The organism is Rhodococcus sp. BE178 (genome assembly GCF_050433545.1).
Taxonomy (GTDB): Bacteria; Actinomycetota; Actinomycetes; order Mycobacteriales; family Mycobacteriaceae; genus Prescottella.
The window spans coordinates 1-16872 of record NZ_JBNPXA010000009.1 but is presented as its reverse complement, the minus strand read 5'-3'; the positions used below and the strand labels follow the sequence as shown (position 1 = coordinate 16872).

16 protein-coding genes are annotated in these 16872 nt (G+C 68.0%); 9 read left to right on the top strand and 7 right to left on the bottom strand.

Annotated elements, in window-relative coordinates:
• Window positions 1–80: 80 nt before the first annotated feature.
• The 4 genes from J2X34_RS16595 (at window position 81) to J2X34_RS16580 (ending at window position 4776) form a co-directional block, all read left to right on the top strand.
• A complete protein-coding gene (locus tag J2X34_RS16595) occupies window positions 81–1133 on the top strand; it encodes an iron ABC transporter substrate-binding protein (protein WP_114721343.1) in 1053 nt (350 codons plus the stop codon).
• The gene (locus tag J2X34_RS16590) at window positions 1117–2673 is read left to right on the top strand and encodes an ABC transporter permease (protein ID WP_429518453.1); all 1557 of its coding nucleotides are present in this window, start codon (window positions 1117–1119) and stop codon (window positions 2671–2673) included. Before J2X34_RS16595 ends, J2X34_RS16590 begins: the two co-directional genes overlap by 17 nt.
• The gene (locus J2X34_RS16585; RefSeq protein ID WP_429518451.1) at window positions 2670–3728 is read left to right on the top strand and encodes an ABC transporter ATP-binding protein; all 1059 of its coding nucleotides are present in this window, start codon (window positions 2670–2672) and stop codon (window positions 3726–3728) included. Before J2X34_RS16590 ends, J2X34_RS16585 begins: the two co-directional genes overlap by 4 nt.
• A 652-nt stretch (window positions 3729–4380) precedes the next feature.
• Window positions 4381–4776: a DUF2510 domain-containing protein gene (locus J2X34_RS16580; RefSeq protein ID WP_429518450.1), complete on the top strand. Its 396-nt coding sequence runs from the start codon at window positions 4381–4383 to the stop codon at window positions 4774–4776.
• Between the two features lie 65 nt (window positions 4777–4841).
• Here the strand turns inward: J2X34_RS16580 and J2X34_RS16575 are convergent, their stop codons facing one another.
• Window positions 4842–5336 (bottom strand): COG4315 family predicted lipoprotein, encoded by a 495-nt coding sequence (locus tag J2X34_RS16575; RefSeq protein ID WP_429518449.1) that lies wholly within the window; start codon window positions 5334–5336, stop codon window positions 4842–4844.
• 78 nt (window positions 5337–5414) lie between these two features.
• Between J2X34_RS16575 and J2X34_RS16570 the strand changes: the two genes are divergently transcribed.
• Together J2X34_RS16570 and J2X34_RS16565 are read left to right on the top strand one after the other, a co-directional pair.
• A complete protein-coding gene (locus tag J2X34_RS16570; protein ID WP_429518447.1) occupies window positions 5415–6224 on the top strand; it encodes a helix-turn-helix domain-containing protein in 810 nt (269 codons plus the stop codon).
• Window positions 6221–6778 carry a TIGR03086 family metal-binding protein gene (locus J2X34_RS16565; RefSeq protein WP_429518445.1) on the top strand — a complete coding sequence of 186 codons (558 nt, stop codon included), beginning with the start codon at window positions 6221–6223 and terminating at the stop codon, window positions 6776–6778. The genes J2X34_RS16570 and J2X34_RS16565 overlap by 4 nt, the downstream gene beginning before the upstream one ends.
• Before the next feature lie 23 nt (window positions 6779–6801).
• Here J2X34_RS16565 and ctaD read toward each other — a convergent pair whose 3' ends face one another.
• Window positions 6802–8601 carry an aa3-type cytochrome oxidase subunit I gene (ctaD, locus tag J2X34_RS16560; protein ID WP_429518443.1) on the bottom strand — a complete coding sequence of 600 codons (1800 nt, stop codon included), beginning with the start codon at window positions 8599–8601 and terminating at the stop codon, window positions 6802–6804.
• Between the two features lie 210 nt (window positions 8602–8811).
• Between ctaD and gluQRS the strand changes: the two genes are divergently transcribed.
• From gluQRS to J2X34_RS16545, 3 genes are all read left to right on the top strand, one after another.
• Window positions 8812–9726, top strand: coding sequence for a tRNA glutamyl-Q(34) synthetase GluQRS (gene gluQRS, locus J2X34_RS16555; protein WP_429518441.1), 915 nt, complete (start codon window positions 8812–8814; stop codon window positions 9724–9726).
• Window positions 9727–9835: 109 nt separating this feature from the next.
• Window positions 9836–10789, top strand: coding sequence for a hypothetical protein (locus J2X34_RS16550; RefSeq protein WP_429518440.1), 954 nt, complete (start codon window positions 9836–9838; stop codon window positions 10787–10789).
• Window positions 10790–10911: 122 nt separating this feature from the next.
• A complete protein-coding gene (locus J2X34_RS16545) occupies window positions 10912–11664 on the top strand; it encodes a queuosine precursor transporter (RefSeq protein ID WP_429518438.1) in 753 nt (250 codons plus the stop codon).
• Here J2X34_RS16545 and tgt read toward each other — a convergent pair.
• From tgt to J2X34_RS16520, 5 genes are all read right to left on the bottom strand, one after another.
• Window positions 11631–12920 carry a tRNA guanosine(34) transglycosylase Tgt gene (gene tgt / locus J2X34_RS16540; protein WP_429518436.1) on the bottom strand — a complete coding sequence of 430 codons (1290 nt, stop codon included), beginning with the start codon at window positions 12918–12920 and terminating at the stop codon, window positions 11631–11633. The two genes, J2X34_RS16545 and tgt, sit on opposite strands and share 34 nt — an antisense overlap.
• A gap of 31 nt (window positions 12921–12951) precedes the next feature.
• Entirely contained in the window at window positions 12952–13791 is an 840-nt protein-coding gene (locus J2X34_RS16535) for a class I SAM-dependent methyltransferase (RefSeq protein WP_114721367.1), read from the bottom strand.
• A 182-nt stretch (window positions 13792–13973) separates the two neighbouring features.
• Window positions 13974–14786 carry an ABC transporter ATP-binding protein gene (locus tag J2X34_RS16530; protein ID WP_429518433.1) on the bottom strand — a complete coding sequence of 271 codons (813 nt, stop codon included), beginning with the start codon at window positions 14784–14786 and terminating at the stop codon, window positions 13974–13976.
• Window positions 14783–15673 carry an ABC transporter permease gene (locus tag J2X34_RS16525; RefSeq protein WP_254622744.1) on the bottom strand — a complete coding sequence of 297 codons (891 nt, stop codon included), beginning with the start codon at window positions 15671–15673 and terminating at the stop codon, window positions 14783–14785. Before J2X34_RS16525 ends, J2X34_RS16530 begins: the two co-directional genes overlap by 4 nt.
• Complete coding sequence (locus J2X34_RS16520) at window positions 15670–16695, bottom strand: ABC transporter substrate-binding protein (protein WP_114721371.1); 1026 nt, start codon at window positions 16693–16695, stop codon at window positions 15670–15672. Before J2X34_RS16520 ends, J2X34_RS16525 begins: the two co-directional genes overlap by 4 nt.
• Window positions 16696–16872: the final 177 nt, after the last annotated feature.

Below are 16872 nucleotides of genomic sequence, written 5' to 3'. Positions count from 1 at the left end.
AGTGACCACCCCCACCTGCGGTGTATGTTGCTTAGCCATACCTCATCGGAGGCACCGGTGAGAGCGACGAGAGGTCCGACATGGCAAGAACCTGGAAGAGGATTGTGGGTGCGGCGTTCCTCGCGTCGGCACTGGTGGGGATCACCGCCTGCTCGAACGACTCCGACTCGGGCACCTCGAATCCCGCCGCCTCCGGCGCGCCGTCCGGTGAGATCACCGTCTACAACGCGCAGCACGAGTCGCTCACGCAGGAATGGGTCGACGGGTTCACCGCCGAGACCGGCGTCAAGGTCACGCTCCGCAACGGCTCGGATACCGAGCTCGCGAACCAGATCGTCGCCGAAGGCAAGGCGTCGCCGGCCGACGTCTTCCTCACCGAGAACTCGCCGGCGATGGCGCTCGTCGAGAACGCCGGGCAGTTCGCCGACGTCGACGCCGCGACGCTCGAGCAGGTTCCCACGCAGTTCCGGCCGTCCACCGGCAAGTGGACCGGCATCGCCGCTCGCTCGACGGTGTTCGTCTACAACAAGGACAAGCTGACCGCCGACCAGCTGCCGAAGTCGCTGCTCGACCTCCAGAACCCCGAGTGGAAGGGCCGCTGGGGCGCGTCGCCGTCCGGCGCCGACTTCCAGGCCATCGTCAGCGCGCTGCTCGAGCTCAAGGGCGAGGACGTCACCAAGCAGTGGCTGGCGGGCATGAAGGAGAACGCCGTCGTCTACAAGGGCAACAGCACGGTGATGAAGGCCGTCAACGCCGGCGAGATCGACGGCGGCATCATCTACCAGTACTACTGGTTCGGCGACCAGGCCAAGACCGGCGAGAACAGCAAGAACACCGAGCTGCACTACTTCAAGAACGAAGATCCGGGTGCCTTCGTCAGCATCTCGGGTGGCGGTGTGCTGCAGTCCAGCAAGAACGCGGAAGCGGCGCAGGCGTTCCTGAAGTACATCACCGGCAAGGCCGGCCAGGAGATCCTGCAGACCGGTACCTCGTTCGAGTACCCGGTGGGCAGCGGTGTCGCCGCCAACCCGAAGCTGGTGCCGCTCGCGGACCTGCAGGCACCCAACGTGGATCCGTCGAAGCTCAACAGCCAGAAGGTCACTCAGCTGATGACGGATGCCGGCCTTCTCTGACCGGCTCGGGGGGCGGGCACGGCCCCGCCCCCCGCTGGTTCTCGTTCTGATCGTGGCGGCCCTCGTGGCCGTCACGCTGATCCCCCTCGGTTACGTCGTCACCACCACCATCTCGACCGGGTGGGAGACTGCGTCCGCGCTGATCTTCCGCCCCCGCGTCGGCGAACTGCTGGTCAACACGGTCTCCCTCGTGGTCGTCACCATCCCGATCTGCGTCACGCTCGGCGTCGGTGCGGCCTGGCTCGTCGAACGCACCACGGTGTTCGGATTCCGTTGGTGGGGACCGGTTCTCGCCGCCCCGCTGGCCGTCCCCGCCTTCGTCAACAGCTACGCGTGGGTGACGGTGATTCCCTCGCTGCACGGCCTGTGGTCGGGCGTCCTCGTCGCCACCCTCTCCTACTTCCCGCTGGTCGCGCTGCCCGTGGCCGCGACGCTGCGCCGACTCGACCCGGCGGTCGAGGAATCGGCCCGCGCGCTCGGGTCCAGCCCCTGGGCAGTGTTCTTCCGGGTGGTCGTGCCGCAGCTGCGGCTGCCCACGCTCGGCGGGGCACTGCTGATCGGCCTGCATCTGCTCGCCGAGTACGGCGCCTTCGCGATGCTGCGGTTCGACACGTTCACCACCGCGATCCTCGAGCAGTTCCAGTCCACGTTCAACGGTGTCGCCGGCAGCATGCTCGCCAGCGTGCTGGTGGTGTGCTGCCTGGTGCTGCTCGTCTCGGAGGCCGCGGCCCGCGGGTCCGCCCGGTACGCCCGCATCGGCTCCGGCGCGGCCCGGAGCGCACCACGGATCCGACTCCGGTGGAGCGCCGTGCCCGCGACGCTGGCGCTCGTCGCGCTGACGGTGCTGGCATTGGGCGTGCCGCTGTGGACCATCGTGCGCTGGCTGCGGATCGGCGGCAGCGAAGTGTGGCAGTCGGCGGCGCTGTGGCCGGCACTGACACAGACCCTCGCGTTCGGCCTGGTCGGCGCGCTGGCCGCGACGGCGCTCGCGTTCCCCGTCGCGTGGCTGGCGATCCGCTGGCCCGGCGTGTTCAGCAAGATCGTCGAGGGCACCAACTACGTGACGAGTTCGCTGCCGGGCATCGTGACCGCGCTGGCGCTGATCACCGTCACCATCCGCTACGCGAATCCGCTGTACCAGACCACGATCATGGTGATCGTCGCGTATGTGCTGATGTTCCTGCCGCGGTCGCTCGTGTCGCTGCGCGCCGGTCTCGCGCAGGTGCCGGTGGGCCTGGAGGAGGCGTCGGCGGCGCTCGGCAGGCCGCCGTGGACGACGTTCCTGCGCGTGACGCTGCGGCTGACCGCGCCGTCCGCCGCGGTCGGGGCCGCGTTGGTGTTCATGGCGATCGCGACGGAACTGACCGCGACGCTGCTGCTGGCCCCCAACGGCACCCGCACGCTGTCGACCCGATTCTGGTCGCTCACCAGCGAGCTCGACTACGCGGCCGCGGCGCCGTACGCGCTGCTGATGATCGCCCTCGCGTTGCCGATGACCTACCTGTTGTTCAGTCAATCCCGGAAGGCGGCCGGCGCATGAGCGAGATCGTGATCGACCAGGTGTCGAAGTCGTTCGGACCGACGGACGTGCTGCGCGGTGTGAGCCTCGGCGTGGAGCACGGCTCGATCACCGCGGTCGTGGGGTCGTCGGGCTGCGGCAAGACCACCCTGCTCCGGATCATCGCCGGATTCGAGCGCCCCGACGACGGGACGGTGTCGATCGCCGGTTCCGTCGTCGCCGGCCGCGACCAGATGGTGCCCGCGCACCGCCGACGCGTCGGATACGTCGCGCAGGACGGTGCGCTGTTCCCCCATCTCACGGTCGCCGGAAACATCGCGTACGGGCTCCCCGGCTCCCGGTTCGGGAGCCGCAGGGCATCATCCGACCGACGAGTCGCCGAATTGCTGGAGATGGTCTCGCTAGACGCGTCGTACGGGCGGCGGCGCCCCCACGAGCTGTCCGGTGGCCAGCAGCAGCGCGTCGCCCTGGCACGAGCGCTGGCCCGCGATCCGGAGGTGATGCTGCTCGACGAGCCGTTCAGCGCCCTCGACGCCGGACTGCGCGTGACGACCCGCAAATCGGTGGCGGCCACGCTCGGTGCGGCCGGCGTGACGACCCTGCTGGTCACCCACGACCAGGAAGAGGCACTGACGTTCGCCGGCCAGGTCGCGGTGATGCGTACCGGACGCTTCACGCAGGTGGGCACGCCCGAACAGCTCTACCACTCCCCCGTCGACGACTTCACCGCCCGGTTCCTGGGCGAGTGCGTGGTGCTGCCGGCGGATGTCGCCGACGGTGTCGCGTCGTGCGCCCTGGGCCGGATCCCGGTACGCGACACCGATATCCACGGCCCGGCACGGCTGATGCTGCGGCCCGAGCAGATCGTCGCGACGGAAGTCGCCGGGGATTCCGGCGGCGGGACGGGCACGGTGACCCGCACCGAGTTCCTCGGCGCACCGTCGATGCTCGACATCACGCTCGACTCCGGCGCCGAGATCCAGGTCCGTCAGGCGAGCACCCGCACACCGGATGTCGGCGCCCGGGTGACCGTCGAGGTGTTCGGCGCGGCCCAGGCTTTCCCGCCCGGCGAGTGACGCTCACCCGCCCGGCGCGTTGGTGATCTTCTCGCCCGCAACTTCGGGTCGCGCGGTGTCGCTCGTGGCGGGCAGCCACATCTGGAGACAGGTGGATCAGCCCACCACCCGACCCACCCCGCGGGAACCGGCAGGGGGACAGCCGTCCCCGACACCGGGACAAGGCTCGTTTCGTGTCGGGGCGCGAATGTAACTTGTATCGTTACGTGGCCGAGTGCCCGCAATGGACGGGCACTCACGTCGGCGCTCACTGGGGGGTGCTGGTCGGTGGAGCACAGTGCACGACGAATCCGAGGGGATGATGGCGTCCAGCGACGAATACGTTTGCGAGTCCGCGGAGAATTACCGCCTCTCACGGAGTCGATCGATTCGAGCATCCTTCTCACGATGCCGACTGCGCCCGGCGAACATCCCAACGCGCGCCGCACGAACCAATGAGGTCAACCGGATGGTAGCCGCCTTCACCACCGCTGTCCGCCATCATCCGAAGCGGTAGAAAACGCGGCGGTTCCGATGCCAATATGCCGGCATCTCCGCTTGTCGACGTGTTGTCCAGGCCTCGGACACACGGATCCCGCACGCCCCGAACGACTCGGCTCCGCGCAACTAGCGCGGAGATTCGACACACCGAATCCAATCCAACGGAGGAACCATGACCACGCCCGACAACCCGCTCGTGCCCGCGCCTGTTCTGTCGAACCCGGACACTCTTGTCCTTCCGAGCGTTGTTCCTGCGACGCTGGCGCCGACTCCGCCGCCCCCGACGACGCCTGCCGGTTGGTACGCAGATCCGGACGGAAAGCCGGTTCAGCGGTACTGGGACGGAATTCAGTGGACGGAACACACCGCACCTCAGGTACACGCTCCCGCCGTCGCCGCGCCGCCGGCTCCGATCATCATCAACAATTCCTCGTCGGCATCGGCAGCGGCGACTGTCGTGGTCAGCGGCCGAAAGCCCGTCAACCATCTGCTGCACTTCATCCTGACGATCCTCACGGGCGGACTGTGGCTCATCGTGTGGATCATCGTCGCCATCGCCCGCCGATAGAGCCACGCCGGCTGGGCACGTCGACGCGTGATCCCCGCCGAGCTGTGTACTACCACGTGGGGCACTCACCCACCCGGCGCGTTGGTGATCTTCTCGCCGGCGGGGTTGAGCGCCCACCACAGGTTGTCCATCCCCTGACCGGCCACCGAACCGGGCCGCGGATCGCCCGCGAACAGGTACAGCGGCATTCCGTTGACGGTGACCTGGTTGCCGCCCTGCGGCCCCGGGATGGTGCCGATGACGCCGGCGACGCCCAGCACCTCCGGCTTGGGCGTATCACTGGTCACCGGCGGCCACATCTGCAGGCAGACCGCGTCGCACGCGCTGGCGTTGGTACCGGGCTCGTCGCGGTCGTACGCGTACACCGTCATGTCGTCGGTATTCACCACGATCTGGCCGATGCTCGACTCTCCCGTCGACAGCACGGGGCCCGCCGCGGGCACCGTCGTCGGCATCGGGGTGGTGCTGGGGGTCGGGCCCGAGTCGTTGTTGTCGGAGCATCCGACCAACGTGGCGCCCGCCGCCAATGCGGCGAGCGAGATAAGCACGGCTCTTCTCATGCCGGAACTCCTCTTCTCTTGTTCGGCCCAAGCCGGTTCGAGCGCGGGATGTCGGTGCCCGCTCCTACGCTGAGCGGCATGGGGTGGTATTCGCCGACCGCGGTCGCACCGGACCTGGCCGACGCGCTCGTGTGCGCGTGGTCCGCGCGCGCCGAGGGGCACCACCTTCTCGTGCCGGACGGCTGCATCGACGTGCTGTGGATCGCCGGTGCCGGTATCCGGGTGTGCGGCCCGGAGACATCGGCGTGGTCGTTCACGTTGCCGCCGGGCAGCGAGTCGTTCGGGATCCGGTTCCGGCCGGGCACGGCCCCGCATGTGCTGCGCACCTCCGCCGCACACATCCGCGACATCCGGGTCTCACTCGAGGACGTCCTCGGGTCCGCCTCCGAACGCGTGCTCGTCGATCGACTCGAGCACGCGGGCGACACCACCGAACGGCTGACGATCCTGCAGGACGCCGGTCGGCGGTGGCTCGTCTCACTGCCCCAGCCCGACCCTCTCGCGGCCCGGATCACGTCCGCGCTGGCCACTCGCTCGTGGAGCGTCGAGGAGTTGGCAGACGCGTCGGCGATGACCAGCCGCCAACTGCACCGCCGCTGCAACGACGCGTTCGGGTACGGGCCGTCGACGCTGCGATCGATCCTCCGTCTGCAGCGGTTCATGGCGTTGGCCCGGGCCGATCGCCGGCGGGGACTGGCGGCGCTCGCGACCGAGGCCGGATACAGCGACCAGGCGCACCTGTCGCGAGAGTGTCGCCGCATCGCGTCGATCACGCCCACCGCCCTGCTCGCCGGCGAGGCCCCCGACTGGCACGGTGACGCGTCGGTCCTCGATGTCCGATCGGTGCAAGACCGCACCGTCCCCGAGAACGGAGAATCGGCCGCATGACAATCACCGAAACCACACCGGACCTGTACCGACGTCTCGCCGCAGCGCTCACCGAGCGGGTCGACGCGGTGCCCACCAACCGCTGGGACAGCCCCTCGCCGTGCGACGGCTGGACCGCCCGCGACGTGGTCGACCACGTCGTCGGGACGCAGGCGAAGATGATGGGCGTCGTGGGACTGTCCATCCCGCCCGGCCCGTTCGCCACCACCGATCCGGCGGGCGCCTGGCGGCACACCCGGGATGCGGTCCAGGCGATCCTCGACGATCCAGCGAAGGCGGCGCTCGAATACGACGGTCACTTCGGGCGCACCGATCTGGCCTCGACGATCCGCACCTTCTACTGCTTCGACCTCGTCGTTCACGGCTGGGACATCGCCCGCGCGGCAGATCTGGACACGACGATTCCGGAGCGGGACCTCGACATGGTCGACGCGATCATCGCGCAACTCGGCGACTCGCTGCACATGGACGGTGTTTGCGGCCCGGCCGTCGAGGTGCCCGCGGACGCCGATCGGCAGACGCGCAGCCTCGCGGCCCTGGGGCGCAAGGCCTGAGTGAACCGTCCGCCGCGGCGGCGTCATGTGTCGTCGCGGCGCCGGCCGGGGTCGTGTCGTTCTTCCTCGGGCGGCGGCTCACGGTCGCTGTCCGCCTCCCGATCACTGCTCTCGATCACCGCCGTCACCGCGCGGCCGGCGCTGCCCGGACCCACGTGGGCCTCCGCCCGTAGCCGTTCCACCATGTGCGGGTAGTGCAACTCGAATGCGGGCCGCTCCGAACGGATTCGGGGCAGCTCGGTGAAGTTGTGCCGCGGCGGCGGGCACGTCGTGGCCCACTCGAGGGAGTTGCCGTAACCCCACGGGTCGTCGGCCGTGGCGATGGTGCCGTAGCGGAAGCTCTTGAAGACGTTCCACAGGAACGGCAGGGTCGACGCACCCAGGATGAACGAACCGACCGTCGACACCGAGTTCAGCACGGTGAAACCGTCGGACGGCAGATAGTCGGCGTACCGGCGCGGCATGCCTTCGGCGCCGAGCCAGTGCTGCACGAGGAACGTGGTGTGGAAGCCGATGAACGTCAGCCAGAAGTGCCACCTCCCCAGTCGCTCGTCGAGGAACCGGCCCGTCATCTTGGGGAACCAGAAGTAGATGCCGGCATACGTGGCGAACACGATCGTGCCGAACAGGACGTAGTGGAAGTGCGCGATCACGAAATACGAGTCGGTGACGTGGAAGTCGATCGGCGGGCTCGCGAGCAGGACTCCCGACAGACCACCGAACAGGAACGTGACGATGAACCCGATCGAGAACAGCATGGCGGATTCGAACGTCAACTGGCCCCGCCACATCGTGCCGATCCAGTTGAAGAACTTCACGCCGGTCGGCACCGCGATGAGGAATGTCATGAACGAGAAGAACGGCAGCAGCACGGCACCCGTCGCATACATGTGGTGCGCCCACACCGCAACGGACAGAGCGGAAATCGCGATCGTTGCGTAGACCAGTCCCGTGTAACCGAAGATCGGCTTGCGTGAGAACACCGGCAGGATCTCGGAGATGATGCCGAAGAACGGCAGCGCGACGATGTACACCTCGGGGTGACCGAAGAACCAGAACAGGTGCTGCCACAACAGAACACCGCCGGTCGCGGGGTCGTACACATGCGCGCCCACCACGCGATCCGCGAACAGGCCCATCAGCGCCGAGGTGAGGATCGGGAACGCCACCAGGATCAGGATGCTGGTGATGAAGATGTTCCACGTGAAGATCGGCATCCGGAACATCGTCATGCCGGGGGCACGCAGACAGATCACCGTGGTGATCATGTTGACCGCACCGAGGATCGTGCCGAGACCGCTGAGCGCCAGGCCCATGATCCACAGGTTCGCGCCCATCCCGGGCGCGTGCAGGTAGTCGGTGAGCGGCGAGTACGCCGTCCACCCGAAGTCCGCCGCACCGCCGGGGGTGATGAACCCGGCCGACGCGATGATGCCACCGAACAGATACGCCCAGTAGCTGAACGCGTTCAGCCGCGGGAAGGCTACATCCGGGGCGCCGATCTGCAGCGGCAGAATGTAGTTCGCGAAACCGAACACGATCGGCGTCGCGTACAGCAACAGCATGATCGTGCCGTGCATCGTGAACAGCTGGTTGTACTGCTCGTTCGAGAGGAACTGCAGGCCCGGCACGGCGAGTTCGGCACGCATCAGCAGGGCCAGCAGACCCCCGAACATGAAGAAGGCGAACGACGTGATCAGGTACATGATCCCGAGCACCTTGGGATCCGTCGTGGTGATCACGCGATAGATCAACGCGCCCTTGCGGGCGAACCTGGCCGGATACGGCCGAACCGCAACAGGTTTCGACGCGACGGTTGCCACCGCTCCTCCTGACCGCGGGCCCCGCAATCGAGGCGCACTCCTCGTCGAAGCGTGACCAGTCACGGTCTGCTCGGGACATCTGATCGGCAGGCGGCAACCGGCACAAGCTCAGCACTGTGGACGCTACGCCTTCCACCCGCGCTTGGCTACGGATCCGGCGGCCCCGGACCGAGTCCCGAACAGTCGCACCCACCTCGATAAGCTGCAGCAATGCCGAACGAGGTCGACGGATCAACGCATGCGGGACGATTCGCCCCCTCCCCCTCCGGCGACCTGCATCTGGGCAACCTGCGAACCGCGCTGCTGGCCTGGCTGTTCGCGCGGTCCACGGGGCGCCGCTTCCTGGTCCGGGTCGAGGACCTGGACCGGGTGCGACCGGGCGCCGAGGAACGCCAGCTCGACGATCTCGCGGCACTGGGTCTGGACTGGGACGGCGACGTCGTCCACCAGTCCTCGCGGCTGCCGCTGTACGACGCCGCGATCGCCCGACTGCAGCGCGCCGGACTGACCTACGAGTGTTTCTGCACTCGCAAGGAGATCCTGAAGGCGGCCTCGGCGCCGCACGCACCCGCCGGCGCCTATCCCGGAACGTGCCGCGACCTGAGTCCGTCCGAACGCGACGAGCGGCGGGCGACGGGACGGCCGCCGGCGCTGCGGCTGCGGGCGGGCACCGATTCGTTCACGGTGGAGGACGTCCTGCACGGCACCTACACCGGGACGGTCGACGACCTCGTCCTCCGGCGCGGCGACGGCGTCCCCGCCTACAACCTCGCGGCGGTGGTCGACGACGCCGCGCAGGGCATCGACCAGGTGGTGCGCGGCGACGACCTGCTGTCGTCGGCACCGCGGCAGGCGTACCTCGCGGGTCTCCTGGGCCTGCCCGCACCCGCGTACGCCCACGTGCCGTTGGCGCTGAACGCGGAAGGGAAGCGCCTGGCCAAGCGCGACGGCGCCGTCACCCTCGCAGACCAGGCGGGTCTGGGCCACACACCCCGAGACGTACTCGGCATGCTCGCCCGATCGCTGGGAATGACCGACGACGAGGAGTCGGTGACCCCGCAACAGCTTCTCGATCGGTGGGATCCGAAAGCCCTTTCGCTCGATCCCTGGGTTTACGGCATGTGAATCTCCGCCGACGGACCACCCAAACAGACCACTCGCGACGTAGGGTCACGGACGAGAAATTCATCTTCGCCGCGAGCAGTACCCCGACGACGAGAACCAAGGTGCACACATGACCAGTGGTGGACAGGACCCGAATCAGAACCCGGAGGGCGGCAACAACGAGCCGCAGCAGGGTGGCACACCGCCGCCTCCGGGGAGCTACCCGCCCCCGCCCGGTGCCACGCCTCCCCCGCCACCCGGGAGCTACCCGCCTCCTCCCGGCAGCTACCCGCCCCCGCCCGGGAGCTATCCGCCGCCCCAGGGCGGCTATCCGCCGCCGCCCGGTCCCGGCGGTGGTTATCCGCCTCCGCCCGGCAACTTCCCACCGCCCCCGCCCGCATTCGACGCCGGCTACGGCCAACTGCAGCACGTCGGCGGCCTCAGCGTCGGCGCCGCCATCTCCTACGGATGGCGGAAGTTCGCGGGGAACGCCGGGATCTGGGTCCTGATCATGCTGATCGCGGCCGTAATCCAGGCCGTGCTCGGGATGATCTTCGACAGGTCGCCCGAAGTGGCGGCCGACGGGACGATCGACTGGTCACCCATGTTCTCGCTGTGGGGGATCATCGGCCTGATCGTGACCACAGTCGTGGGCTACCTCATCCAAGCGGCGATGATCGGCGGCGCGCTGCACGAGACGTCCGGCACGAAACCGTCGATCGGGTCGTTCTTCCAGTTCGCGAACGTCGGAGCGGTCGTCCTGGCCAGCTTCCTCGTCGGCCTGCTCAGCGCGGTCGGCTTCATCCTGCTGGTCATCCCAGGCATCATCGTGGTCTTCCTGACCTGGTGGACACTGCAGTTCGTGATCGACCAGAACCAGGATGCGGTCACCGCGATCAAGTCCAGCTTCCGCGCGATCTCGTCGAACTGGGGCCCCCTGCTGCTGCTCGCCCTCGCGTTGGTGGGCCTGAACATCCTCGGCGCAATCCCGTTGGGCCTGGGTCTGTTCATCACGATCCCGATGACGATCATCGCGTCGACCTACGCGTACCGCGTCACCGTCGGCCAACCGGTCGCCCCGTAGTTCCCACGTTTGCGCACTTACCGCCCCGGGGAGACCAGCCTCGCCGGGGCGGTAAGTGCGCAAAACGGGCGGACACGGGGTGCGGATCGCCGTCACACCACGCCTAATGTTTGGATGGCGCGGTGACAGAGCCAGTGCAGTCCCGATCCACCGTTTCCGAACCAGCGGCATTTGCCCACGTCAGCCGCGGTTACTATGCCACCATCGTGGCGTTGTTCACGATGACTCTGTTGATCTCGAATATCTGCGCGACCAAGGGGGTCGCGTTCTTCGTGGATCAGGACGTTACGTTCGGCCCGTTCCAGGTCCTGCCGATCATCACCGACGGCGGGTTCTTCCTGTTCCCGCTCGCGTACGTCCTCGGCGACGTCCTGAGCGAGGTGTACGGCTTCAAGGCCACCCGCCGCGCGATCTACATGGGCTTCGGTGCGCTGCTGCTGGCGGCGCTGAGCTTCTGGATCACCCAGCAGCTGCCAGCGGCCGACTTCTACGAGAACCAGGCCGCGTTCGACGCCGTCGTCGGTGTGGTGCCGCGGCTGCTGATCGCCGGGCTCGCCGGCTACCTCGTCGGGCAGTTGCTCAATTCCGCCGTCCTCGTGCTCATCAAGGAACGCACCCGGGAGCAGCACCTGTGGGCGCGGCTGATCGGTTCGACGGTGGTGGGCGAGTTCGCCGACACGGTCATCTTCTGCTCCATCGCGGCCGGAGCGATCGGCATCTCCACGTGGGACGACTTCATCAACTACGTGATCGTCGGCTTCGTATGGAAGACCCTCGTCGAGATCGTCGTGATGCCCGTGACGTACCGCGTGATCGCGTTCGTGAAGAAGCGCGAACCGACCTACGCGCCGGTGGACGACGGCTTGCTGCCGTAGAACCGGCCCAGCATCTCGCGCTTGTACTCCTCGAAGTAGCCGCCCTCGATGCTCTCCCGGATCCGATCGACGAGCCGCACGGTGAACCGCTCGTTGTGGATGGTGCAGAGCGTCGAGGCCAGCATCTCCTTCGCCTTGAACAGGTGGTGGATGTACGCGCGCGTGTAGTTGGCGCACGTGTAGCAGTCGCACTCGTCGTCGATCGGGGTGAAGTCGCGACGGAACCGCGCCGTGTTGATGTTGAAGCGGCCGTCCGGGTGGTAGATCGCGGCGTTGCGGGCGACGCGGGACGGGTTGACGCAGTCGAACGTGTCGGCGCCGTTCTCGATCGCGACGAACATGTCGTCGGGCTCGCTGATGCCGAGCATGTGCCGCGGCTTGTGCTCGGGCAGTTCCTCGTTGACCCAGCGCACGATGGTGCCGAGATTCTGCTTCTCGAGCGCGCCGCCGATGCCGTAGCCGTCGAAACCGCGCCCGCTCACACCGGTGATGGACTCGAGCCCGCGGGCGGCCTGGCGGCGCAGGTCCTCGTACTGCGCACCCTGCACCACACCGAACAAAGCCTGGTACGGCCGGTGCGCGCGCTCGGCGGTGAGCTTCTCGTGCTCGGCGATGCACCGCACCGCCCACGCCTGCGTGCGCTCGACCGACTGCTCCTGGTAGCCGCGGGTGTTCAGCAGCGTCGTCAGCTCGTCGAACGCGAACATGATGTCGGCGCCCAACTGGTGCTGGATCTGCATCGACACCTCGGGGGTGAACCGGTGCGCCGAGCCGTCGAGGTGCGACTTGAACGTCACGCCGTCGTCGTCGACGTGCGCCAGACGCTCCTTGCCGGCCGCGATGACGTCGTCGGACTGCACACCGACGGCCTCCATCGCCAGCACCTTCTTGAAGCCGACGCCGAGGGACATCACCTGGAAGCCGCCGCTGTCGGTGAACGTCGGGCCGTCCCAGTTCATGAACTTCCCGAGCCCGCCGGCCTCGTCGACGATGTCGGGGCCGGGCTGCAGGTACAGGTGGTAGGCGTTGGCGAGCACCGCCTGCGCACCGAGGTCCTTGATGGCCTCGGGCAGCACGGCCTTGACGGTGGCCTTGGTGCCGACCGCGATGAACGCCGGGGTCCGGATGTCGCCGTGCGGGGTGTGGATGGTGCCGGTGCGGCCCAGCTTGTCGGGCAGGCGCGTGCCCACCGTGAAGAACGGATCGGGCGGGGTGGGCACTGCGTCGTTCGTCTGGCCAGGCACGGGGTCACTCACCTGGCCATACTGTCACAGCTCCGCGGGTGAGTTACGCGCGCTCGACCGCGGTGAGCAGCAGATACTCCCAGTCCATCGCGAACGCACCCGCGCCGACGTCGAACTGTCGGGCCAGGTCCACGAGATCGCGATCCAGCGCGGCGACCTTGTCGGGCTCGCCCGATATCGCCTTGTACACCGCGATCGTGGGACCGTAGTTGGCCTTGAAGTAGTCCCGGAACGCCTCGGGACCATCGAAGTGGTCGACCCGGACGGTGTCCCGGTGCGCGACGACGTCGGTGACCCGGTCCCCGAGAAGCTCGCGGACGTGAGTTTCGTCGCCCCACAGCGGCGGCGGCTGCGCGCCGGGCGGTGGCGGCGGCGCATACGGCTTCATGGCCGCGAACATCCGGCCGATGAACCCGGCGGGCGTCCAGCTGAGCAGCCCGATCGTGCCGCCGGGCCGACACACCCGGATCAACTCGTCGGCGCTGTTCTGGTGGTGCGGCGCGAACATCACCCCGAGGCACGACGTCACGACGTCGAACTCGTCGTCCGGGAACGGCAACGCCTCCGCGTCGCCGGCGCGCCACTCGAGTTGGGCACCGCGCTTGGCGGCCAGCTCGCGGCCCGCGTCGAACAGTTCGGGGGTCAGATCGGATGCCACGACGTCGGCGCCGGTCAGCGCCGCGGGAATCGCGACATTGCCGGTACCCGCACCGACGTCGAGGACCCGCTGCCCGCTGCGCACGCCGCACGCCCGGACCAGCACTGCCCCCAGATCAGGGATCACGTCCGCCGCGACCGCCGGATAGTCGCCCGACGCCCACATTGCACGATGTTTGGCCTTGAGCACGCGGTCTGCTTCCTTCGCTACCAGTGATTCAGTCATGGTTCGAGCCTGCGCCCCGACGGCATCGGGAACAAGGGCCCCCAGGGGTGGCCCGCGCGCACCCCGCGACGCGGATGCGACATGGCCCGAATCTGCCGTCCGAGGATTCCGGTCGGGACTGAGACAGGGGCCGGCCCGTTGTCCGGGCCGGCCCCTGTTGCTGTCCGGGGTGTGTGTTGCGGTCAGTGCTGATTGAGCGTTTCGCGCAGTTCGGCGAGCATGTCCCGGTACTCGGCGGAGCTCTCGGTGTCGATGGTGTCGCGGGGCCGGTCGAGTTCTACCTTCGTGTCGATCACAATGCGACCTTCACGCATCGCGACGACACGATCGGCGATCAGCAGCGCCTCGTTGAGGTCGTGGGTGACGAACACAACGGTCTGCCGTTCCTGGCTCCACACGTTGAGGAATTCGTCGCGCACGACGTCACGTGTCTGCGCGTCGAGGGCGGAGAACGGCTCGTCCATCAGGATCAGGGCGGGTTTCATCACCCAGGTCCGGGCCAGGGCGACCCGCTGGCGCATGCCCTGTGACAGCTGCCAGGGGTAGCGGTCGGCCGCCGACTCGAGGCCGACTCTGCGCAGCATGTCCATCGCGCGTTCGCGCCGCTCGGTCTTGTCGACGTGCGCGATCTCCATGCCCAGCTCGACGTTGCGCAGCGCAGTCCGCCACGGGTAGAGCGCGTCGCGGGCGAACATGTAGCCCATCTGCGAGCGCGCCTGGGCCGGGCTGGTGCCCAGCACCGACACCGAACCGGTGGTCGGCTGGATCAGTCCGCCCATCAGGTTCAGCGCGGTGGTCTTGCCGCAGCCGCTGTGCCCGACCAAGACCAGCAGCTCGCCCCGCTTGCCGGTGATCGACAGGTCCCGAACACCCGAGTAGGTGGTCGCACCCGGCGGGGTGTAATCCAGTGTCGCGGAGCGGATCTCGAATGCCGGATCCTCGATGGTGGTGGCGCCGGCGGCGCCCGTTGTCGTCACGTCCGTATGCGTCATCATGAGTCCTGAGGGGGTTGCCAACGGAGAATCGCCTTTTCGATCCGGCCCGACGCCGCATTGAACGCCGCCGCGATGATCGCCAGCACGATCAGCGCCGCATAGACGGTGCCGAGGTCGAAGGCGGCCGAGGACGCGGAGATCTGCTGGCCCAGGCCGGCCGTGGACGCGATCAGCTCCGCGCCGACCACGCCGAGCAGCGAGTAGATCAGGCCCAGTCGCAGGCCCGCGAAGATCGAGGGAACCGCCACCGGCAGCAGCACCTTGTAGAAGCGCTGCCACTTGTTTGCGCCCATCACCACCGACAGTCGCAGCAACTCCGGGTCAGCGCTGGCGACACCCGCACGGGTGTTGATGGTGATGATGAACACCACCAGCGTGAAGGCCAGCACGATCTTCGACGTCGACCCGATGCCGAAATAGATCACGAACACCGGGGCCAGCGCGATGCGCGGCATGGCGTTGATCGCGTCCAGGAACGGGGAGACCACCGCCTCCACACTCGGGGACAGCGCCAGACCGATGCCCACGGCGATGCCGATCACGGCACTGGCGACCAGCGCGATCAACGCCGCCGACACCGTCGACCACAGATCCGGCCAGAAGGTGCCCTTGTCCTGCCAGGCCACGAACGCCTTCCACACCAGCTGCGGGTTCGAGACCACCAGCTTGTTGCTGCCGGCGAAGTTGTAGCTGAGCTGCCACAGTCCCAGCAGCGCGGCCAGTAGCAGGATCTGCACCGCCAGCAGCGGCCCGCCCGACAGCTTGGCCTTCACACCGGTCGCGCCGACAACGACCTTCTTCTTTTTCTTGGCATCGGCGGCACGTTTGCCGCCCGCCGTCACGGCCGCGCCGGCGGCCGCGGTGGGGGTTGTCGAGGTCACACTCATCGCGGATCGCCGCCTGCACACGGCGCGTGGACGGTGTCGGCAAAGTCCGGCACCTGGGGAGCAGGCGAGCCTGCCAGCGGCGCCTGCGCCGCCCAGGAATCCTCGGTGATGGTGAAGGGCAGGTAGACGTCCTTGATGGACTCCCACAGCGCGGGCGCACCCTCGGGCGAGACGCCGACAAGCTCACCGAGCCACTTGGCCATCGTCGCCGCGTTCTGCGGGTCCCGCGAGTAGTCGTAGGCGTCCCACATGGCCTTGCAGTAGTTCAGCACGTCGTTGGGGCGCTGCTCGATCGTGTCGCACGACGCGGACGGATAACCCTGGACCAGCGGCGAGAGTGCGTTGCCGTCCCGGCCGACGATGTCGGTCACGCGGGTGACCTTCGACGGGGGCAGCTGCTCCTCCATCGTCGGCCCGTAGTACATGGCGTCGACCTGCTTGGCGTTGAAGGCCTGGATGGCGGTCGCGGGCGCGCCGACGGCCACGAACGTGACATCCTTCGCGGGGTCCAGGCCCGCCTCGTTCAGCAGCTCGGTGATCCACAGCTCCATGCCGGAGCCGCGGGAGGTGACGCCAATGGTCTTGCCCTGGAGGCTCTTCATGGTGGTGTCGGGATCGGTGGGGTCGCCCTTGATCTCCGTGCCGGGCTGCGCGATGACATCCAGCGTGTTGCCCAGGGTGGAGCCGAGCGCCTTCACGCAGGCGCCCTTGTCGACCGCCGGCCACAGCGTGCCGGGCACCATGGTGCCGACCGTGAGGTCATTGGAGATGACGGCGGCGGACTGCGCGGTGGTCAACGACGGAGGCATCAACTCGACATTGACGCCACGCTTGTCGAAGAACCCCTCGTTCTCGGCGACGACCGCGATCAGGTCGCCAGGCACACCCTGGGTGACGCCGACCTTCATCACGGAACCGTCTGCGGCCGAAGTGTTCCCGCCACATGCTCCCAGGGTGATCGCGCCGACAGCGGTTGCGGCGATCGCAACCGTCTTGGCCGCACGCGTGCGGAATGTGCTCATCTAAAGTCCTCTGATTGCTGAAGTTGGCGGAGGCGGGGATACACGCCGCGTCCTGCCCAACGAAGGCTTCCGCTGCTGGATTGTCAGGCGTGCTGGGTGAAGCCGACCTGGCCGGGGCGACGGTTCGGGGCGTAACCGAGCTCGGCGAGGGTCTCGTCGGCGTTCGCGTAGGTGGTG